General features: G+C 70.8%; 15 protein-coding genes. 12 read left to right on the top strand and 3 right to left on the bottom strand.

Annotation, left to right across the window (positions count from 1 at the left end):
• The first annotated feature begins 196 nt into the window (after window positions 1–196).
• The 4 genes from metH (at window position 197) to ACSU6Z_RS05095 (ending at window position 8307) form a co-directional block, all read left to right on the top strand.
• A complete protein-coding gene (gene metH, locus ACSU6Z_RS05110; protein WP_437043273.1) occupies window positions 197–3712 on the top strand; it encodes a methionine synthase in 3516 nt (1171 codons plus the stop codon).
• 161 nt (window positions 3713–3873) lie between these two features.
• A complete protein-coding gene (locus tag ACSU6Z_RS05105) occupies window positions 3874–4614 on the top strand; it encodes an HAD family hydrolase (RefSeq protein WP_437043271.1) in 741 nt (246 codons plus the stop codon).
• 439 nt (window positions 4615–5053) lie between these two features.
• The gene (locus tag ACSU6Z_RS05100) at window positions 5054–6655 is read left to right on the top strand and encodes an ABC transporter substrate-binding protein (protein ID WP_437043269.1); all 1602 of its coding nucleotides are present in this window, start codon (window positions 5054–5056) and stop codon (window positions 6653–6655) included.
• Window positions 6656–6726: 71 nt separating this feature from the next.
• Window positions 6727–8307 carry an ABC transporter substrate-binding protein gene (locus ACSU6Z_RS05095; RefSeq protein WP_437043267.1) on the top strand — a complete coding sequence of 527 codons (1581 nt, stop codon included), beginning with the start codon at window positions 6727–6729 and terminating at the stop codon, window positions 8305–8307.
• A 72-nt stretch (window positions 8308–8379) separates the two neighbouring features.
• Here the strand turns inward: ACSU6Z_RS05095 and ACSU6Z_RS05090 are convergent, their stop codons facing one another.
• On the bottom strand, window positions 8380–9051 hold the full coding sequence (locus ACSU6Z_RS05090; protein ID WP_437043265.1) for a response regulator: 672 nt from the start codon (window positions 9049–9051) through the stop codon (window positions 8380–8382).
• Window positions 9052–9138: 87 nt separating this feature from the next.
• Window positions 9139–10113, bottom strand: coding sequence for a RecB family exonuclease (locus ACSU6Z_RS05085; RefSeq protein ID WP_437043263.1), 975 nt, complete (start codon window positions 10111–10113; stop codon window positions 9139–9141).
• A gap of 172 nt (window positions 10114–10285) precedes the next feature.
• Here ACSU6Z_RS05085 and ACSU6Z_RS05080 point away from each other — a divergent pair, with 172 nt between their 5' ends.
• The 3 genes from ACSU6Z_RS05080 (at window position 10286) to ACSU6Z_RS05070 (ending at window position 13677) form a co-directional block, all read left to right on the top strand.
• Window positions 10286–11938: a site-2 protease family protein gene (locus tag ACSU6Z_RS05080; protein WP_437043261.1), complete on the top strand. Its 1653-nt coding sequence runs from the start codon at window positions 10286–10288 to the stop codon at window positions 11936–11938.
• Window positions 11939–11985: 47 nt separating this feature from the next.
• Window positions 11986–12888: a tRNA (adenine-N1)-methyltransferase gene (locus tag ACSU6Z_RS05075; protein WP_437043259.1), complete on the top strand. Its 903-nt coding sequence runs from the start codon at window positions 11986–11988 to the stop codon at window positions 12886–12888.
• 210 nt (window positions 12889–13098) lie between these two features.
• On the top strand, window positions 13099–13677 hold the full coding sequence (locus ACSU6Z_RS05070; protein WP_437043257.1) for a hypothetical protein: 579 nt from the start codon (window positions 13099–13101) through the stop codon (window positions 13675–13677).
• A 36-nt stretch (window positions 13678–13713) separates the two neighbouring features.
• Here ACSU6Z_RS05070 and ACSU6Z_RS05065 read toward each other — a convergent pair whose 3' ends face one another.
• Window positions 13714–14019 carry a ferredoxin gene (locus tag ACSU6Z_RS05065; RefSeq protein WP_358783503.1) on the bottom strand — a complete coding sequence of 102 codons (306 nt, stop codon included), beginning with the start codon at window positions 14017–14019 and terminating at the stop codon, window positions 13714–13716.
• Window positions 14020–14262: 243 nt separating this feature from the next.
• Between ACSU6Z_RS05065 and arc the strand changes: the two genes are divergently transcribed.
• The 5 genes from arc (at window position 14263) to prcA (ending at window position 20113) form a co-directional block, all read left to right on the top strand.
• Complete coding sequence (gene arc, locus ACSU6Z_RS05060; RefSeq protein ID WP_437021049.1) at window positions 14263–16029, top strand: proteasome ATPase; 1767 nt, start codon at window positions 14263–14265, stop codon at window positions 16027–16029.
• 236 nt (window positions 16030–16265) lie between these two features.
• Window positions 16266–17777: a depupylase/deamidase Dop gene (gene dop, locus ACSU6Z_RS05055; RefSeq protein ID WP_437043254.1), complete on the top strand. Its 1512-nt coding sequence runs from the start codon at window positions 16266–16268 to the stop codon at window positions 17775–17777.
• Window positions 17778–17977: 200 nt separating this feature from the next.
• Window positions 17978–18196 (top strand): ubiquitin-like protein Pup, encoded by a 219-nt coding sequence (locus ACSU6Z_RS05050; protein ID WP_437050183.1) that lies wholly within the window; start codon window positions 17978–17980, stop codon window positions 18194–18196.
• 271 nt (window positions 18197–18467) lie between these two features.
• A complete protein-coding gene (prcB, locus tag ACSU6Z_RS05045) occupies window positions 18468–19313 on the top strand; it encodes a proteasome subunit beta (protein WP_437021053.1) in 846 nt (281 codons plus the stop codon).
• Between the two features lie 59 nt (window positions 19314–19372).
• A complete protein-coding gene (gene prcA, locus ACSU6Z_RS05040) occupies window positions 19373–20113 on the top strand; it encodes a proteasome subunit alpha (protein WP_437043252.1) in 741 nt (246 codons plus the stop codon).
• Window positions 20114–20345: the final 232 nt, after the last annotated feature.

Raw genomic sequence — 20345 nt, 5'->3', positions numbered from 1 at the left:
CCCCCGTCCACAGGGCTGCCGTCCACCGTGATCCGCCTCCGGCTCCGTCCCGGTCCCGTCCGTCCCGTGGACGCCCTGACCGTCCGCTCGCGGTCCCGGCTACCCTGACGGCGTGCGCGTTCCTCCGGGCCGCCCGCCGCGGGCGTGTTCCGGGAAGCGCAAAGCCGACAGCCGTCGCACCCAAGGGAGCCCCTTCATGGCCTCGTCGCCGTCCACCCCTTCCGCCGACAGCCGGACCCGTGTGTCCGCCCTGCGTGAGGCGCTCGCCACCCGCGTGGTGGTCGCCGACGGGGCGATGGGCACCATGCTCCAGGCGCAGAACCCCTCGCTGGACGACTTCCGGCAACTGGAGGGGTGCAACGAGGTCCTGAACCTGACCCGGCCCGACATCGTCCGCTCGGTCCACGAGGCGTACTACGCCGTCGGCGTCGACTGCGTCGAGACCAACACCTTCGGCGCCAACCACTCGGCTCTGGGCGAGTACGACATCGCCGACCGCGTGTACGAACTGTCCGAGGCCGGTGCCCGGGTGGCCCGCGAGGTGGCCGACGAGTTCGCGGCCGGCGACGGCCGCCCGCGCTGGGTGCTGGGCTCCATGGGCCCCGGCACCAAGCTGCCCACGCTCGGCCACGCCCCTTACACCACCCTGCGCGACGCCTACCAGCAGAACGCCGAGGGCCTCCTCGCGGGCGGCGCGGACGCGCTGCTCGTCGAGACCACCCAGGACCTGCTCCAGACCAAGGCCGCCGTCATCGGGGCCCGCCGCGCCCTGGAGACCGCCGGCCTGGACGCGCCGCTGATCGTGTCGGTGACCGTGGAGACGACCGGCACCATGCTGCTGGGCTCGGAGATCGGCGCGGCGCTGACCGCGCTGGAGCCGCTCGGCATCGACATGATCGGCCTGAACTGCGCGACCGGCCCGGCGGAGATGAGCGAGCACCTGCGCTTCCTCTCGCGCCACTCCCGTATCCCGCTGTCCTGCATGCCCAACGCCGGCCTGCCGGTCCTGGGCAAGGACGGCGCCCGCTACCCGCTGACGGCGCCGGAGCTGGCGGACGCGCAGGAGACGTTCGTCCGCGAGTACGGCCTGTCCCTGGTGGGCGGCTGCTGCGGTACGACGCCGGAGCACCTGCGGCAGGTCGTGGAGCGGGTGCGCGGCGTCACCCCGCCGGCGCGGGACCCGCAGCCCGAGCCGGGCGCCGCCTCCCTGTACCAGAGCGTGCCGTTCCGGCAGGACACGTCGTATCTGGCGATCGGTGAGCGGACGAACGCGAACGGGTCGAAGAAGTTCCGCGAGGCGATGCTGGAGGGCCGCTGGGACGACTGCGTGGAGATGGCGCGGGAGCAGATCCGCGAGGGCGCGCACATGCTCGACCTGTGCGTGGACTACGTGGGCCGCGACGGCGTGGCCGACATGCAGGAACTGGCCGGCCGCTTCGCCACCGCCTCCACCCTGCCGATCGTGCTGGACTCCACCGAGGTGGAGGTGTTGCGGGCGGGCCTGGAGAAGCTGGGCGGCCGCGCGGTGATCAACTCGGTGAACTACGAGGACGGCGACGGCCCCGACTCCCGGTTCGCCAAGGTCACGGCACTGGCCAAGGAGCACGGCGCGGCGCTGATCGCGCTGACCATCGACGAGGAGGGCCAGGCCCGCACCGCCGAGAAGAAGGTCGAGATCGCCGAACGCCTGATCGCCGACCTCACCGGCAACTGGGGCATCCACGAGGAGGACATCCTCGTCGACTGCCTGACCTTCACCATCTGCACCGGCCAGGAGGAGTCCCGGGGCGACGGCATCGCCACCATCGAGGCGATCCGCGAGCTCAAGCGCCGCCACCCCAGGGTGCAGACGACGCTGGGCCTGTCGAACATCTCCTTCGGCCTCAACCCGGCCGCCCGCATCCTGCTCAACTCCGTCTTCCTGGACGAGTGCGTCAAGGCCGGCCTGGACTCCGCGATCGTCCACGCCTCGAAGATCCTGCCGATCGCCCGCTTCGACGACGAGCAGGTCAAGACCGCCCTCGACCTGATCTACGACCGCCGCAGCGAGGGCTACGACCCGCTGCAGAGGCTGATGGAGCTGTTCGAGGGCGCCACCGCCAAGTCGCTGAAGGCGTCCAAGGCCGAGGAACTGGCCGCCCTGCCCCTGGACGAGCGGCTCAAGCGCCGCATCATCGACGGCGAGAAGAACGGCCTGGAGGCCGACCTGGACGAGGCGCTGACCGAGCGTCCGGCTCTGGACATCGTCAACGAGACGCTGCTGGACGGGATGAAGGTGGTCGGCGAGCTGTTCGGCTCCGGCCAGATGCAGCTGCCGTTCGTGCTCCAGTCCGCCGAGGTCATGAAGACCGCGGTGGCCTACCTGGAGCCGCACATGGAGAAGACCGACGAGGCGGGCAAGGGCACCATCGTCCTGGCCACCGTCCGCGGCGACGTCCATGACATCGGCAAGAACCTCGTCGACATCATCCTGTCCAACAACGGCTACAACGTCGTCAACCTCGGCATCAAGCAGCCGGTCTCCGCCATCCTGGAGGCCGCCGAGGAGCACAAGGCCGACGTCATCGGCATGTCCGGGCTGCTGGTGAAGTCCACGGTGATCATGAAGGAGAACCTGGAGGAGCTCAACCAGCGCGGTCTGGCCACCCGGTTCCCGGTCATCCTCGGCGGCGCCGCCCTCACCCGCGCCTACGTCGAACAGGACCTCCACGAGATCTACGAAGGCGAAGTCCGCTACGCCCGCGACGCCTTCGAGGGACTGCGCCTGATGGACGCCCTCATCGGCATCAAACGCGGCGTGCCCGGCGCCAAGCTGCCGGAGCTGAGGCAGCGCCGGGTCAGGGCGGCGGCCACGACCGTGGCCGAGGAACGGCCCGAGACCGGGCACGTCCGCTCCGACGTCGCCACCGACAACCCGGTTCCCGAGCCCCCGTTCTGGGGCACCCGTGTCGTGAAGGGCATCCAGCTCAAGGAGTACGCGTCCTGGCTGGACGAGGGCGCGTTGTTCAAGGGCCAGTGGGGCCTGAAGCAGGCCCGCACCGGCGAGGGGCCGACGTACGAGGAGCTGGTCGAGACCGAGGGCCGGCCCCGGCTGCGCGGCCTGCTGGACCGGCTCCAGACGGAGAACCTGCTGGAGGCGGCCGTGGTCTACGGCTACTTCCCGTGCGTCTCCAAGGACGACGACCTGATCGTCCTGGACGAGGCCGGCAACGAGCGCACCCGCTTCACCTTCCCCCGCCAGCGGCGCGGTCGGCGCCTGTGCCTGGCCGACTTCTTCCGCCCGGAGGAGTCCGGCGAGACCGATGTCGTCGGCTTCCAGGTCGTCACCGTCGGCTCCCGCATCGGCGAGGAGACCGCCCGCCTCTTCGAGGCCAACGCCTACCGCGACTACCTCGAACTGCACGGCCTGTCCGTCCAGCTCGCCGAAGCCCTCGCCGAGTACTGGCACGCGCGGGTGCGCGCCGAACTCGGCTTCGCCGGCGAGGACCCGCAGGAGATGCAGGGGATGTTCGAACTGAAGTACCGCGGTGCCCGCTTCTCCCTCGGCTACGGCGCCTGCCCCGACCTGGAGGACCGCGCCAAGATCGCCGACCTGCTCGAACCCGAGCGCATCGGCGTGCGCCTGTCGGAGGAGTTCCAGCTCCACCCCGAGCAGTCCACCGACGCCATCGTGATCCACCACCCGGAGGCGAAGTACTTCAACGCCCGCTGAGGCGTCCGGACGCGGGACCGCCCCGGCACGTCCGCCGGTGTGCCCCGGGGCACACGCGTCACACCGGGCGTTCCGTCCGTGCGCGTCGTACACTGGTCGGTCCACCGCAGGCCGGCTCCCTCACGGGAGCCGGCCTGATCGTCCCTCAAGGAGGTACGTGGATGACCAGTACGGTCCCCGCGCGCGGAACCCTTTCCCAGGCCCTCGGCCCCGCTCGGGCCGGGAAGGCCCCGGCCGCCGACGGCTCCGCCCTGCAAGCGGTGCTCCTCGACATGGACGGCACCCTCGTGGACACCGAGGGCTTCTGGTGGGACGTCGAGGTCGAGGTCTTCGCCTCCCTCGGGCACACGCTCGACGAGACCTGGCGCCATGTCGTGGTCGGCGGCCCCATGAGCCGCAGCGCGGGGTTCCTGATCGAGGCCACCGGGGCCGACATCACCCTCCCGGAACTCACGGTGCTGCTCAACGAGGGCTTCGAGGAACGCATCGAGCAGGACCTGCCGCTGATGCCGGGAGCCGCCCGGCTGCTGGCGGAGCTGTACGAGCACGAGATCCCCACCGCGCTGGTGTCCGCCTCGCACCGGCGCATCATCGACCGGGTGCTGAAGACCCTGGGCCCGCACCACTTCGCGCTGTCGGTCGCCGGCGACGAGGTGCCGCGCACCAAGCCCCACCCCGACCCCTACCTGACCGCCGCGGCCGGATTCGGCGCCGACCCGGTCCGCTGCGTGGTCGTCGAGGACACCGCCACCGGGGTCGCCGCCGCCGAAGCCGCGGGCTGCCAGGTGGTGGCCGTGCCGTCCGTCGCCCCTCTCGCCCCGGCTCCCCGGCGCACGGTCGTGACCTCGCTCGAAGAGGTCGACCTGGCGTTTCTCCGTAGTCTGATGACGAAAACGCGCTAGGTGTTCACCCAGCCTGCGAAGGCGATGGGGCGGGGATCCGGGATAACCGTACGCGGGGGCGGCGCAGGGGCCGGGAAGGAGAATTCCCCCTGCCGGACGCACGCATTCCACCGATCGCCCGGCGGCCGGGTTGTGACGTTCGACACGCGCAAAGGGGTCGACAGGGAAGGGCGTGTGTGCTGAGGGCCGCTTTCCGGGGACTGTCGGCGTGCCCATGTGTCCTGATTGGGGAGATGCTGCACTAATCCTTCCCTCGTCGGGTTTTCGGTCTGTCCGCGCCCGGTTTCGCTCCGTGATGGAGCCTCAACTTCGGTGCCCGCGAACCGTCCTGCGAGCGCGGACTAATCTCGTCGCGAGAACATCGCTCCCACCCCGTGATCCGCTGCGCCACCCCTGCATGCCGGATACACGGACCCGACAGTCCTGGAGTAACCCGAGCATGAACCGCAAGACTTTGGTGCTGCCGGCCGTCATCGGTCTGCTCGCCCCGGTGCTCGCCGCGTGCGGCGGATCGGACGGCGGCGACGGCGGTGACGCGATCGTCGTCGGCACCACGGACCGGTTCACCGCTTCGAAGGCTGCCCCCGCGCCCCTCGACCCGGCCTACGCCTACGAGGTCGGCAGCTGGAACATCCTCCGCCAGACCGTGCAGACCCTGATGGTCCAGCCACGCGGTGAGGGCGAGCCGGTACCCGAGGCCGCCGAGAAGTGCGGCTTCACCGACACCGGCAACGAGCGCTACGCGTGCACCCTGCGCGATGGTCTGAAGTTCGCGAACGGCGACCCCGTCACCGCCGCCGACGTGAAGTACTCGATCGACCGCGCGCGCTCCCTCAAGGCCGACAACGGTGTGGCCGCCCTGCTGTCCACCATCGACACCGTCGAGACGCAGGGCGACCGCGAGGTCGTCTTCCACCTCAAGACCGCCGACGCCACCTTCCCGTTCAAGCTGTCCACCCCGGTGGCGGGCATCGTCAACCCCGACGACTACGCCAAGGGCGAGTTCCGCGACGGCTTCGACGTGGACGGCTCGGGTCCGTACACCTTCCGGGCCGAGGTGGAGGACGACGAACTCGTGAAGGCCGTGTTCACCAGGAACCCCAACTACAAGGGGGCGCTGACGGTGAACAACGACAAGGTCGAGCTGGTGTCGTTCGAGGACGCCGAGGCCATGGGCGCCGCCCTGAGCCGGGGCGACATCGACCTGATGACGCGCGCGATGACGCCGGAGCAGGTCAGGGAGCTCTCCAACGCCTCCGACGACACCGTCGACCTCGTGGAGATGCCCGGTCTGGAGATCCGCTACCTGGCCTTCAACACGAACGCGCCGGAGGTCAAGGACAAGGCCGTCCGCCAGGCCATGGCCCAGATCGTCAACCGCAGCGAACTCGTCTCCAAGGTCTACGGTTCCCAGGCCGAGCCGCTGTACTCGCTGGTGCCGGCCGCCGTCACCGGCCACTCCAACTCGTTCTTCAACACGTACGGCGACCCGAGCGTGGACGAGGCCAAGTCCCTGCTGGCCAAGGCCGGCGTCACCACCCCGGTGAAGCTGACGCTGCACTACACCACCGACCACTACGGCTCGGCCACCGCGCTGGAGTTCGAGGAACTGAAGAGGCAGCTCAACGACAGCGGCCTGTTCGAGGTCACCATCGAGGGCGTTCCCTGGGACACCTTCCGCCCGGCCCAGCTGAAGGGCGAGTACGAGGTCTACGGCCTCGGCTGGTTCCCGGACTTCCCCGACGCCGACAACTTCCTCGCCCCCTTCTTCGACGAGGACAACTTCCTCAACTCCCCCTACACCAACAGCAAGATCCGCGACATCCTCATCCCGGAGTCCCGGCGCGAGGCCGACCGGCTGTCCGCCGCGGAGAGCGTGACGAAGATGCAGGACATCGTCGCCGACGAAGTACCGGTGCTGCCGCTGTGGCAGGGCAAGCAGTACGTCGCGGCGCGGGACGACATCACGGGCACCGCGTACGCCCTGAACTCCTCCTCCACCCTTCAGTTGTGGGAGCTCGGCCGCGGAGTGAGCGGCTGACGCCTTCCCGCGGCCGGGGCCCTGGACGGGCGGCCCCGGCGACCCGACTCACCGACGACAAGGCACAGCACGTGAACCTGCGCAACCACTGGCCGGTCCTGCCGCTCGTGGCGGGACTCGCCTCCGGCCTGCTGACCGGCTGCGGTACGGAGAACGGCGACACCGCCACCGAGGGAAACCGGGTCGTCGTCGGCATGTCCGACGACGTCCTGGCCACCGACCCCGCCTCCGGTTACGACCCCGGCTCCTGGCTGCTGTTCAACAACGTCTTCCAGTCGCTGCTGAGTTTCCCCAAGGGAGGCACGCAGCCGGAACCGGAGGCCGCCGAGGCGTGCGGTTTCACGGACACGCAGGCCCAGGTGTACCGGTGCACGCTGAAGGACGGACTGAAGTTCAGCAACGGCGACCCGCTCACCTCGAAGGACGTGAAGTTCTCCTTCGACCGCGTACTGAAGATCAACGACGCCGCCGGCCCCGCCGTCATGTTCACCACGCTGGACAGGGTCGAGACACCGGACGACAAGACGGTCGTCTTCCACCTCAACAGGTCGGACGCCACCTTCCCCAGCAAGGTCGCCTCCAGCGCCGGCTCCATCGTCGACCACCGGCAGTACGACGCCGACGCGCTGCGCAAGGACGGCAAGGCGGTCGGCTCCGGCCCCTACCAGCTGGACTCGTTCGGTGAGGACGAGGCCGTCTTCTCGGTCAACAAGCATTACAAGGGCAACGCCGAGGTGCGGAACGCGGGCGTGACGCTCAAGTTCTTCCAAGGCGACCAGGGCAAGCTGAAGCAGTCCCTCATGGACGGCGAGGTCGACGTCGCCTACCGGGGCCTGTCGGCGACCGACATCGCCGGCATCGAGAAGGCCGACGACGGCTCCGGCATCGAGGTCGTCGAGGGCAGCAGCGCCGAAGTGCAGCACCTGGTCTTCAACATGGACGACCCGGTGGCCGGCAAGCCCGGCGTCCGCAAGGCCATCGCCCACCTGCTGGACCGCGAGGCCCTCGTCCGGGACGTCTACCAGGGCACGGCCACCCCGCTGTACTCGATCATCCCGGTCGGTATCGCCGGCCACAACACGGCCTTCTTCGACACCTACGGCGCCCACCCCTCCAAGGACGAGGCCGCCGCCGCCCTGCGCGCCGACGGCATCACCGGCAAGGTGAAGCTGACCCTCTGGTCGACCCCGTCCCGCTACGGCCCGGCCACCGACCAGGAGCTCCAGGCGATCGCCGGCCAGCTCAACGCGAGCGGGCTGTTCGACGCCCGGATGGAGTCCGTGCCCTTCGAGCAGTACGAGAAGGACATCGCCGCGGGCAAGTACGGCGTGTACGTGAAGGGCTGGATCCCCGACTACCCGGATCCCGACAACTTCACGGCCCCCTTCTTCGGCAAGGGCAACGTGCTGGGCAACAAGTACACCAACGACACGATCACCGGCACCCTCCTGCCGCACACCGCCGCCGAGAGCGACCGCTCCGCGACCGAGGAGGAATTCGGCCGGCTGCAGGACATCGTCGCCGAGGAAGTCCCCGTCCTCCCGGTCTGGCAGGCCAAGCAGTACGCGGTCGCCCACGACCGGGTCTACGGCCTGGAGTACTGCCTCGACGCCTCCACCGTGTTCCGGTTCTGGGAACTCAACAAGGACTGAGCCGGCGAGCGGCCGCACGACGGCGAAGGGCGCCCCCGCCGGTCGGGGGCGCCCTTCGCCGTCGTGCGGGACCTACTGCGCGCCGGGGCGCACCAGCCCGCTCTCGTACGCGTACACCGCGGCCTGCACACGGTCGCGCAGCCCCAGCTTGGTCAGCACATGCCCCACGTGCGTCTTGACGGTGGTCTCGCTGACGAACAGGTCGGCGGCGATCTCGGCGTTGGACAGACCGCGCGCCACCAGCTTCAGCACCTCCACCTCACGCTCGGTGAGCGTGTGCAGGGTGTCCGGCACCGGCTCGTCACCCGAGGGCAGGTGCGTGGCGTACTTGTCGAGCAGCCGCCTGGTGACGCTCGGCGCGAGCATCGCCTCACCGGCGGCCACCACGCGGATCGCCTGCACCAGCTCCACCGCCGGGGCGTCCTTCAGCAGGAAGCCGCTGGCACCGGCGCGCAGCGCCTCCACCACGTACTCGTCGAGGTCGAAGGTGGTCAGTACCAGCACCTTGGCCGGGCCGTCCCGCCCGGGCCCGGTGATCTGCCGGGTCGCCTCCACCCCGTCCATCCGCGGCATGCGGATGTCCATCAGGACCACATCGGGTTGCAGGGCCCGCACCTGGTCGAGGGCCTGGAGACCGTCCCCGGCCTCGCCGACGACCGCGATGTCCTGCTCCGCCTCCAGGATCATCCGGAAGCCCGTGCGCAGCAGCGGCTGGTCGTCGACCAGTAGGACGCGGATGGCCACGTGAGTCTCCTTCGCTAGTCCGGCCCCATTCTGCCCTGAGCGCCCGATCGGGTTTCCCGCCGGGGCACCCGGCCGCTCCCGCCGGACTCAGCCGCCCGCACCGGCGGCAGGCGCGCGCACGGGCAGCGGGTACGGCGGGGGAGTGCCGCCGAACTCCGGACAGTGCGCCCGGTGGTCGCACCAGCCGCAGAGCCTGGTGGGCCGCGGCCGCCAGTCGCCGGTCTCGGTCGCCACCCGGATCGCGTCCCACAGCGCCAGCAGCTTGCGCTCGACCCGCTCCAGGTCGGCGAGGACCGGATCGTACGTCAGCACGTCACCGCTGCCCAGGTAGACCAGCTGCAGCCGCCTGGGGACCACCTTCCTCAGCCGCCACACCACCAGGGCGTAGAACTTCATCTGGAACAGCGCGCCCTCGGCGTACTCCGGCCGGGGCGCCTTGCCCGTCTTGTAGTCGACGATCCGCACCTCGCCCGTGGGCGCCACGTCGACCCGGTCGATGATGCCGCGCAGCCGCAGCCCGGAGTCCAGCTCCGCCTCGACGAACAGCTCCCGCTCGGCCGGCTCCAGCCGGCTCGGGTCCTCCAGGCTGAACCAGCGCTCGACCAGCCGCTCCGCCTCGCCCAGCCAGCGCGCCAGCCGCTCGCCTTCCGGATCGTCCGCGAACAGCTCCGCGACCTCGGGCCGGCTCTCGCGCAGCCGGTCCCACTGGCCGGGGACCAGCGCCTTCGCGCGCGGCACCGTGCGCTCGGCCGGCGGGACGTCGAAGAGCCGCTCCAGCACCGCGTGGACCAGGGTGCCGCGGGTCGCCGCCTCGCTCGGCTTCTCCGGCAGGCGGTCGATCACCCGGAACCGGTACAGCAGCGGGCACTGCATGAAGTCACCCGCGCGCGAGGGGGAGAGCGTCGCGGGCGGTACGGCGGCGGACCCCGCGGCGGCCGCCCCCGCGCCGCCCCCGCCCGCGTCCGCCGCCGCCGTCCCGGCCGTCTCGGGCGGCTCCGCCTGCGGGGCGGGAGCGGCGGCGCTCCCCGCCCCGTCCACGGCACCCTCGCTGCTCGTCTCCATGACCACAGACCTTACGGCCCGCCACCGACAGCGGCCCAGCCGCGGCCGTGACGCCTGCGCCGGGGGAAATCCGAGGGGTGCCGGGGCGGAACGGGCCGCGAGGGCCGCATACCATCGACTCGAGACCCTCCTGCCCGGCAGGCGCGGGAGACGCTTCGAACGAGGGGACACCGTGGACGTGAGCGGCGCGAGCGGGCAGCCGCGGTCCGGCAGCGAGGAACCGGCCGAGCACCACGCGGGGCCGACGGTCCCGGCCGCCGACCCCGCACGCCCCGGCCCGGCCCCGGACGACGGAACCACCCGTCCGGAGCCCGTCCCACCCGGCCCCGCCCCGGCCGGTGGACGGCCCGGTGACGACACACCCCGCACCGGAGGCGGTGCCGCCGGGCACGGGGACCAGACGCCCGCCGGCACCCCGCACGGCGGAGAGCCGCCGCGGGAAGCCGGTCGGGACGGTGCCGCGCGCGGCGGGACCGGGGCCGGACACGGGCTCCCCGGCAGCGCCGGGCACGACACGGACGGCGCGCCCCGGCGGGAGCCGGCGGACAGCGGCGCCCACCCGGCGGACCGGGCCCCCGGCGGCGGACGCCGCGCTCCCGCGGAGCCCGGCACCGGTCCCGAAACCGGCCGCACCGGCGCCGGAGCCGCGCCCGGGCCGCGGCGCCCCCCGGAGCCCGGTGGCGGGCTGCTGATGGGGCGGCCCTTCGGCGTCCCCGTGTACGTCGCGCCGAGCTGGTTCCTCGTCGCCGTCCTGATCACCTGGGTCTTCGGCGGCCAGCTCGACCGCGTCCTGCCCGAGCTCGGTGCCGCCCGCTACCTGGTCTCCCTCTTCTTCGCGGTCGCCTTCTACGCCTCCGTCCTGGTCCACGAGCTCGCCCACACCATCGCCGCCCTGCGCTTCAAGCTGCCGGTCCGCCGCATCCAGCTCCAGTTCTTCGGCGGCGTCTCCGAGATCGAGAAGGAAGCCGAGACCCCCGGCCGCGAGTTCGTCCTCGCCTTCGTCGGCCCGCTGCTCTCCCTCGTCCTCGCCGGCGTCTTCCACCTCGCCCTGCAGGCGGTGGAACCAGGCACCGTCCCCGGCGTCCTGCTCGCCGGCCTGATGATCTCCAACCTCATCGTGGCCGCCTTCAACCTCCTGCCCGGCCTTCCCCTCGACGGCGGCCGGATGCTCCGCGCGGTCGTCTGGAAGCTCACGGGCAGGCCCATGAGCGGCACCGTCGCCGCCGCGTGGGTCGGCCGCGCCCTCGCCGTCTGCGTCCTCATCGGCCTGCCGCTGTTCACCCGGTCCGGCGCGCTCGGCTCCGACGCCGCGGACAACGTCGGCATGGACACCGTCATGGACGCCCTGCTCGCCGCCATCCTCGCCGCGATCATCTGGACCGGTGCCGGCAACAGCCTGCGCATGGCCCGCCTGCGCGAGCACCTGCCCGAACTGCGCGCCCGCACCCTCACCCGCCGCGCCGTCCCCGTCGAGAGCGACACCCCCCTCTCCGAGGCCCTGCGCCGCGCCAACGCCGCCGGGGCCCGCGCCCTGGTCGTCGTCGACGCCGAGGGCGACCCCCTGTCGATCGTCCGCGAGGCCGCCATCGTCGGCGTACCCGAACACCGCCGCCCCTGGGTCGCGGTCGGCGGCCTCGCCCAGGAGCTCACCGACGGCATGCGCGTCTCGGCCGAGCTGGCCGGCGAGGAACTCCTCGACGTCCTGCGCGCCACCCCGGCCACCGAGTACCTGGTGGTGGAGGAGACCGGCGCGATCTACGGCGTGCTGGCCGCGGCCGACGTCGAGCGCGCCTTCGTCAGGGCCATGGCCCGCCCGCCCGCGTGAGAGCGCCCGTGGTCGGCGGCCCCGCCGAAGGCCGGTAGGCTGGTCACATGTCCGAACCGACCGGTGCCGCCCGCAGGCGCGGGCCCTTCAAGGTCGGGGACCAGGTACAGCTGACCGACCCCAAGGGCCGCCACTACACGTTCACGCTCGAGGCCGGGAAGAACTTCCACACCCACAAGGGTTCCTTCCCCCACGACGAACTGATCGGCGCTCCCGAGGGCAGCGTTGTCCGCACCACCGGGAACGTCGCCTATCTCGCGCTGCGCCCCCTGCTCCCCGACTACGTCCTGTCCATGCCCCGCGGGGCAGCCGTCGTCTACCCCAAGGACGCGGGGCAGATCCTCGCCTTCGCCGACATCTTCCCCGGCGCGCGCGTCGTGGAGGCCGGCGTCGGCTCCGGCTCGCTCAGCAGCTTCCTGCTGCGCGCCATCGGCGACCAGGGCATGCTGCACTCCTACGAGCGCCGCGCCGACTTCGCCGAGATCGCCCAGGCCAACGTGGAGCGCTACTTCGGCGGTCCGCACCCCGCCTGGCGGCTCACCGTCGGCGACCTCCAGGACAACCTGTCCGACACCGACGTCGACCGGGTCATCCTCGACATGCTCGCCCCGTGGGAGTGTCTGGAGGCCGTCTCCAAGGCGCTCGTCCCCGGCGGCATCCTGTGCTGCTACGTCGCGACCACCACCCAGCTCGCCCGGACCGTGGAGTCCATCCGCGAGATCGGCTGCTTCAACGAGCCGACCGCCTGGGAGACCATGATCCGCAACTGGCACATCGAGGGGCTGGCCGTCCGCCCGGACCACCGCATGATCGGCCACACCGGCTTCCTGCTCACCGCCCGTCGCCTCGCCGACGGCGTCGAGCCGCCGATGCGCCGCCGCCGCCCCGCCAAGGGCGCCTACGGCGAGGACTACGCCGGCCCCAACGCCGACGGAGGCGCCGGCCGCTGAGCCGGCCCTCCGCCGCGGCCAACGCGACGACGCCGTGGCCCAGTTCCCCGAGGGATGCGGGAACTGGGCCACGGCGTCGTCGCGTTGGTTCGGCACCGGACGAGGAGCGGTGAACCGGGCCGGGTGCCCACCCCGCCGTCCCGCCGCACTGTGACGTGTGGCACGATGCTGGCCACCCCACCGGCACAGCCCTCACAGGAGACACTCCTCGTGCAGCACTCCGCCGTTCCGGACCTGGCGCACACGCACGCCCGCCCCGTCCACTGGATCCTCACCGCCGCCGCCGTCGCCGGTGTCGTGGCCCTCTCCTCGCTCCTGCCGACCGGCGCCGCGACGGCGGCGCAGACGGCCGCCGGTCCGGAGGCGAAGGCCGCCCGGGCGGACGCCGCGCCGCCCGACCCGGCGGCGGCCGCCTTCCCCCTGGAGTGCGGCCCGGTCGAGGCGGTCGTGCAGAAGAAGGCCACCGGCGACCTCGACGGCGACGGCCGGCCCGAGACGGTGGCCGTGGTCCACTGCGACGCTCCCATGGGCACCCCGCCCGACGGTGTGTACGTCCTCACGCACGGCGCCGACGGCAGGCCCCGCGTGGTGGCCACCCTCGTCGGTCCCCGGGAACGCCGGACGGTCACCGACTTCGCGGTGCGCGACGGCGCCGTCCTCGCCACGCTGCTCGGCTACTCGTCGGCCGACGTGCCCAGTTGCTGCCCGGACGTGACGGACGACGTGAAGTGGCGGTGGAAGGACGGGGCGTTCGTCCGCTCGGCGCCCTCCCAGGCCCGGACGGTGTGAGGGAACAGACATCGGTCGCCGTCCGTCCGCATCCCCTCACTCTGCGTCGGGACCGAACACCTCGACCTTGTCCGAAACGCGACGCACGTGAATGCACTCGCCCGGACACTCCTTCGCCGAGTCGACCACATCCGTGAGAAGCGGCAGCGGTACGGGCGTTGTCGCCCCCTTCTCCTGCAGAAGCTCCTCGTCCGCGCCCTTGACGTACGCCAGACCGTCGATGTCCAGCTCGAACACCTCGGGCGCGTACTGGGCACAGATGCCGTCGCCGGTACACAGGTCCTGGTCGATCCAGACCTCCAAGGCCTCGCCGTCGACTCCGGCCTCCTGCTGCACGCTCATCTCTCCTGCCGTTTCTGCGTCGAGCCGTACGGAATCCGGCCAGCTCTGACGGGTGTTGAACGGTTCGACCCTACCTCCGCCTGCTTTTCAACCGTGTTCCGTGGGTATTCCCCTGGCGTGAGGGAGAGCGCAAGGGTGAAGATCGGACACACCCCGACCGTCTTTGTGATCTAGGGGTTTCAATCGACACCCACCCAGGTAGGGTCTGGAAGCGTCCAGCTCCCCTTGGAGGAGGTGAGGACCGTGGCAGCCCACGACGACGACATGAACCGCGGCATCCGCCCGGGACGCGGGTCCGACGACCCGGCCGGGCAGATTGCCTACCTTGAGCAGGAGATCGCCGTCCTGCGACGCAAGCTCGCCGACTCTCCGCGACACACGAGGATTCTCGAAGAGCGGATCGTCGAGCTGCAGACCAACCTGGCCGGCGTGTCCGCCCAGAACGAGCGACTCGCCAACACGCTCCGTGAGGCCCGCGACCAGATCGTGGCCCTCAAGGAGGAGGTCGACCGCCTCGCCCAGCCGCCGGCCGGCTTCGGTGTCTTCCTGCAGGCGAACGAGGACGGCACCGCCGACATCTTCACCGGGGGCCGCAAGCTCCGGGTGAACGTCAGCCCGAGCGTCGAGCTCGACGAGCTCAGGCGCGGCCAGGAAGTGATGCTCAACGAGGCGCTCAACGTGGTCGAGGCCATGGAGTTCGAGCGCGTCGGCGACATCGTCACCCTCAAGGAGATCCTCGAGGACGGCGAGCGCGCCCTGGTGCTGGGGCACACCGACGAGGAACGGGTGGTACGGCTCGCCGAGCCGCTGCTGGACGTCACCATCCGTCCCGGCGACGCCCTGCTGCTGGAGCCCCGCTCCGGGTACGTCTACGAGGTCGTCCCCAAGAGCGAGGTCGAGGAACTCGTCCTCGAAGAGGTCCCCGACATCGGCTACGAGCAGATCGGTGGCCTCGGCAACCAGATCGAGATGATCCGCGACGCGGTCGAGCTCCCCTACCTCTACCCGGACCTGTTCAAGGAGCACGAGCTGCGTCCCCCCAAGGGCGTCCTGCTCTACGGGCCCCCCGGATGCGGCAAGACGCTGATCGCCAAGGCCGTGGCGAACTCGCTGGCCAAGAAGGTCGCGGAGGTCACCGGCCAGGCGGCCGGCAAGAGCTTCTTCCTCAACATCAAGGGTCCCGAGCTGCTGAACAAGTACGTCGGCGAGACCGAGCGGCAGATCCGCCTGGTCTTCCAGCGGGCGAGGGAGAAGGCCAGCGAGGGCACCCCCGTCATCGTCTTCTTCGACGAGATGGAGTCCCTCTTCCGCACCCGCGGCTCCGGGGTCAGCTCGGACGTGGAGAACACCATCGTCCCGCAGCTGCTCGCCGAGATCGACGGCGTGGAGGGCCTGCAGAACGTGGTCGTGATCGGCGCCTCCAACCGCGAGGACATGATCGACCCCGCCATCCTGCGGCCCGGCCGGCTCGACGTGAAGATCAAGATCGAGCGTCCGGACGCCGAGGCGGCCAAGGACATCTTCGGGAAGTACCTCACCGAGCGCCTCCCGCTGCACGAGGAAGACCTCAGGGAGCACGGCGGCGACAAGGCGGCCACGGTCCAGAACATGATCCAGACCGCGGTGGAACAAATGTACGCCGAATCGGAGGAGAACCGCTTCCTGGAGGTCACCTACGCCAACGGCGACAAGGAAGTCCTCTACTTCAAGGACTTCAATTCCGGCGCCATGATCGAGAACATCGTGGGCCGCGCCAAGAAGATGGCGATCAAGGACTTCCTCGAGAAGAACCAGAAGGGCCTTCGGGTCTCCCACCTCCTCCAGGCGTGCGTGGACGAGTTCAAGGAGAACGAGGACCTGCCCAACACCACCAACCCGGACGACTGGGCCCGGATCTCCGGAAAGAAGGGCGAGCGGATCGTTTACATCCGCACCCTCGTCACCGGAAAGCAGGGTGCGGACACCGGACGCTCCATCGACACGGTGGCGAACACCGGTCAGTACCTGTAAAACACAGGGCGGCTGCGGGTGCCCACACCGGGTACCCGCAGCCGACTGTTTTTTCGGGGCCCGCGGCTGGAGCAGGCAATGACGCAAATGATCTCCCCACCGGCGCAAAGGCGTTCTAGGCTCTTCCGTATCGCCGAGTCGCGCGGTGCGGGGACGGGCACCGCACGCGCGACCGAGCGCCAGCGGTATCTGCGCGACGCCCACGACCGAGGGCGCCGCCGGGCAAGGAGGGCCGCATGACCGTACGGCGAGTAATGGGCATCGAGACGGAGTACGGGATCTCCGTCCCCGGCCACCCCAACGCCAATGCCATGCTCACCTCGTCCCAGATCGTCAACGCCTACGCGGCGGCGATGCACCGGGCCCGCCGGGCCCGCTGGGACTTCGAGGAGGAGAATCCGCTGCGGGACGCACGAGGCTTCGACCTCGCCCGCGAGGCCGCCGACTCCAGCCAGCTCACCGACGAGGACATCGGCCTGGCCAACGTGATCCTCACCAACGGTGCCCGGCTGTACGTCGACCACGCCCATCCCGAGTACAGCGCCCCCGAGGTCACCAACCCCCGGGACGCGGTCCTCTGGGACAAGGCCGGCGAGCGGATCATGGCCGAGGCCGCGGAACGGGCCGCCCAGCTTCCCGGTGCCCAGCCGATCCACCTCTACAAGAACAACACCGACAACAAGGGCGCCTCCTACGGCACGCACGAGAACTACCTGATGAAGCGGGAGACCCCCTTCTCGGACATCGTGCGCCACCTGACGCCCTTCTTCGTCTCCCGCCAGGTCTTCGCCGGCGCCGGCCGGGTCGGCATCGGCCAGGACGGGCACGAGCACGGCTTCCAGCTCAGCCAGCGCGCCGACTACTTCGAGGTCGAGGTCGGACTGGAGACGACGCTGAAGCGCCCGATCATCAACACGCGCGACGAGCCGCACGCGGACGCAGAGAAGTACCGCCGGCTGCACGTGATCATCGGTGACGCGAACCTGTCCGAGATCTCGACCTACCTGAAGCTGGGCACGACCTCCCTGGTGCTGTCGATGATCGAGGACGGCTTCATCGCCGTCGATCTCGCCGTGGACCAGCCCGTCCGCACCCTCCACCAGGTCTCGCACGACCCGTCGCTCAAGCACCTGGTCACGCTCCGCAGCGGCCGCACACTCACCGCGGTCCAGCTCCAGATGGAGTACTACGAGCTGGCGCGCAAGTACGTGGAGGAGCGGTTCGGGGCGGACGCCGACGACCAGACCATGGACGTCCTGAGCCGCTGGGAGGACACGCTCACCCGCCTGGAGAACGACCCGATGAGCCTGGCCGGCGAGCTGGACTGGGTCGCCAAGCGGGAGCTCATGGAGGGCTACCGGCGCCGTGACGACCTCGACTGGGACGCGGCGCGGCTGCACCTGGTCGACCTCCAGTACGCCGACGTACGCCCCGAGAAGGGCCTGTACAACCGCCTGGTGGCCCGGGGCCGGATGAAGCGGCTGCTGGACGAGGCGGAGGTCGAGCGGGCCCGTACGAAGCCGCCGGAGGACACCCGCGCGTACTTCCGCGGGCGCTGCCTGGAGCAGTACGCGGACGACGTCGCCGCGGCCTCCTGGGACTCGGTGATCTTCGATCTGCCGGGCCGCGACTCGCTCCAGCGGGTGCCCACCCTGGAGCCGCTTCGCGGGACGCGTCACCACGTCAAGGAGCTCCTGGACCGCTGCCGCACGGCCGAGGACCTGGTCAGGGTCCTGTCCGGGAGCTGAGCGAAGGCGCGTGCCCGCGGGTGGGCGGGGACGCGGATGCCAGGAGAGGACGGCCGGACGGGGTGGAAAACCCGGTGGCTGGGAATCATGAAGGTAGGCCCCGCGCGTCGGGAGACCGCGGGGCCGATGTCAGACCCGGCTTGTAGGGTCTGATCTTGACCGAGCGAACTGTGTCGGGCGAACCGAGCGGGGTGAGGGTTATGTCGACCAAGGACACCGGCGGCGGACAGCAGAAGGCCACCCGGTCCACCGAGGAGGCCGAGGAGCAGGCGCAGGACGCGCAGGCGTCGGAGGACCTCAAGGAGCGCCACGAGAAGCTCAGCGACGACGTGGACTCCGTGCTGGACGAGATCGACGACGTGCTCGAGGAGAACGCCGAGGACTTCGTGCGGTCCTTCGTGCAAAAGGGCGGCCAGTAGGCCGGTCCGGCCTTCGGGCCGGCGGACGGCCGGGTGGGCGAGTGGTGCGTGGGGTGCCGCGCGCGGTGCGGTGGGACCGTGCCGCGCGCGGCACCGCGTCCGGGGCCCGCCGCGCCCCCTTCCCGGGGTTCCCGCCGAGTATGTGGACCACTGCCGCAAGGGGGGTAGGGTCCGTGGCGTACCGTGCTCCAGCCGCACGCCGTGCTGGGGCAGTTCTCAACCATCGGCCCGACGTCACAAGGCGGGCTGCTGCATACGTGGAAGGAATCGCGTGGAAGCCAACACTCGTAGCACCGGGCGTCTGCCGGCTGCCTTCCTGACGCCGGGGTCCTCCTCGTTCATGGACTTCCTCGCCGAGCACCAGCCGGAGCTGCTGCCGGGCAACCGGCAGCTGCCGCCGGTGCAGGGGGTCGTCGAGGCGCCGCACGGCACGACCATCGTGGCCGTGACGTTCCCCGGCGGAGTGGTCCTCGCCGGCGACCGGCGCGCCACCATGGGCAACGTCATCGCGCAGCGGGACATCGAGAAGGTCTTCCCGGCCGACGAGTACTCGGCGGTGGGCATCGCCGGTACGGCGGGTCTGGCCGTGGAGATGGTGAAGCTCTTCCAGCTGGAGCTGGAGCACTTCGAGAAGGTCGAGGGCACGCAGCTGTCGCTGGAGGGCAAGGCGAACCGGCTGTCCACCATGATCCGTTCCAACCTCGGCATGGCCATGCAGGGGCTGGCCGTGGTGCCGCTGTTCGCCGGGTACGACGTGGACCGCGGCGAGGGCCGCATCTTCTCGTACGACGTGACGGGCGGGCGGTCGGAGGAGCGGGGTTACGCGGCGACGGGCTCCGGTTCGATCTTCGCGCGCGGCGCCATGAAGAAGCTCTTCCGCGACGACCTGAGCGAGGCCGAGGCCACGACGCTGGTGGTCCAGGCCCTGTACGACGCGGCCGACGACGACTCGGCGACCGGTGGTCCCGACGTCGCCCGCCGGATCTACCCGATCGTCACCGTGATCACCGAGGACGGCTTCCGCCGGCTCACCGACGACGAGGCGTCCGAGATCGCCCGGTCGATCCTGGAACGGCGGCTGGAGCAGCCGGACGGGCCGCGGGCGGCGCTGCTGTAGTGGGCGCCTTGTTGTTGTCAGGTGATCCAGTGACTTCGATTGAAAGGGACGGATAACCGGTGTCGACGCCGTTCTATGTCTCACCCCAGCAGGCCATGGCCGACCGGGCGGAGTACGCCCGCAAGGGCATCGCCCGTGGCCGCAGCCTGGTCGTGCTGCAGTACACCGACGGCATCGTGTTCGTCGGGGAGAACCCGTCCCGTGCGCTGCACAAGTTCAGCGAGATCTACGACCGGATCGGTTTCGCGGCCGCCGGCAAGTACAACGAGTACGAGAACCTGCGCATCGGCGGGGTGCGCTACGCGGACCTGCGCGGTTACACCTACGACCGTAACGATGTGACCGCGCGGGGGCTCGCCAACGTCTACGCGCAGACGCTCGGCACGATCTTCTCCAGTGCGGGGGAGAAGCCCTACGAGGTGGAGCTGGTCGTCGCCGAGGTGGGGGAGGCCCCGGAGCAGGACCAGATCTACCGGCTGCCGCACGACGGCTCGATCGTCGATGAGCACGGTTCGGTGGCGGTGGGCGGCAACGCCGAGCAGATCAGCAGCTATCTCGACCAGCGGCACCGGGACGGGATGACGCTCGCGGAGGCGTTGCAGCTGGCCGTGCAGGCATTGTCGCGGGACACCAACGGCAGTCAGCGGGAGATCCCCGCCGAACGGCTGGAGGTGGCGGTGCTGGACCGGACGCGTCCGCAGAAGCGGAAGTTCAAGCGGATCACGGGGAGTCAGCTGTCGCGGCTGCTGGAGCAGGGGGCCGCGGGCCGGACGCCCGCGCCGGAGGAGGAGCAGGAGTAGGGGGAGCAGCGGTCTCGGGGCGCCTGCGGCGCCTGCCGGGGTGCCGTCCGGTGGCGGCGCGGGTGCCTGCGGCGGCCTGTGCGGGCCGGTGGGGCTGGGAGTGCCCCGCGGCGCCTGCGCGGCCCTGGCCGGGGTGCGCGTAGCGCCTCCCCCGGGGGTGGGCCGGGTCGTGCCGGGGGTGTCCGTCCCCGGGACGGCGCGGAATCGGTCGTTCGCCGAGGCGTCCGGGGCG

Origin of the sequence: Streptomyces sp. enrichment culture (genome assembly GCF_964273145.1) — a bacterium.
Classification (GTDB): Bacteria; Actinomycetota; Actinomycetes; order Streptomycetales; family Streptomycetaceae; genus Streptomyces.
This window is presented reverse-complemented; position numbering and strand designations above follow the sequence as displayed.

Coding starts and splice junctions, on each gene's coding strand:
- ACSU6Z_RS05065 (WP_358783503.1), bottom strand. CDS start 14,019: ATGAGCGTGCAGCAGGAGGCCGGAGTCGACGGCGAGGCCTTGGAGGTC.
- ACSU6Z_RS05075 (WP_437043259.1), top strand. CDS start 11,986: ATGTCCGAACCGACCGGTGCCGCCCGCAGGCGCGGGCCCTTCAAGGTC.
- metH (WP_437043273.1), top strand. CDS start 197: ATGGCCTCGTCGCCGTCCACCCCTTCCGCCGACAGCCGGACCCGTGTG.
- ACSU6Z_RS05105 (WP_437043271.1), top strand. CDS start 3,874: ATGACCAGTACGGTCCCCGCGCGCGGAACCCTTTCCCAGGCCCTCGGC.
- dop (WP_437043254.1), top strand. CDS start 16,266: ATGACCGTACGGCGAGTAATGGGCATCGAGACGGAGTACGGGATCTCC.
- ACSU6Z_RS05050 (WP_437050183.1), top strand. CDS start 17,978: ATGTCGACCAAGGACACCGGCGGCGGACAGCAGAAGGCCACCCGGTCC.
- ACSU6Z_RS05085 (WP_437043263.1), bottom strand. CDS start 10,113: ATGGAGACGAGCAGCGAGGGTGCCGTGGACGGGGCGGGGAGCGCCGCC.
- ACSU6Z_RS05100 (WP_437043269.1), top strand. CDS start 5,054: ATGAACCGCAAGACTTTGGTGCTGCCGGCCGTCATCGGTCTGCTCGCC.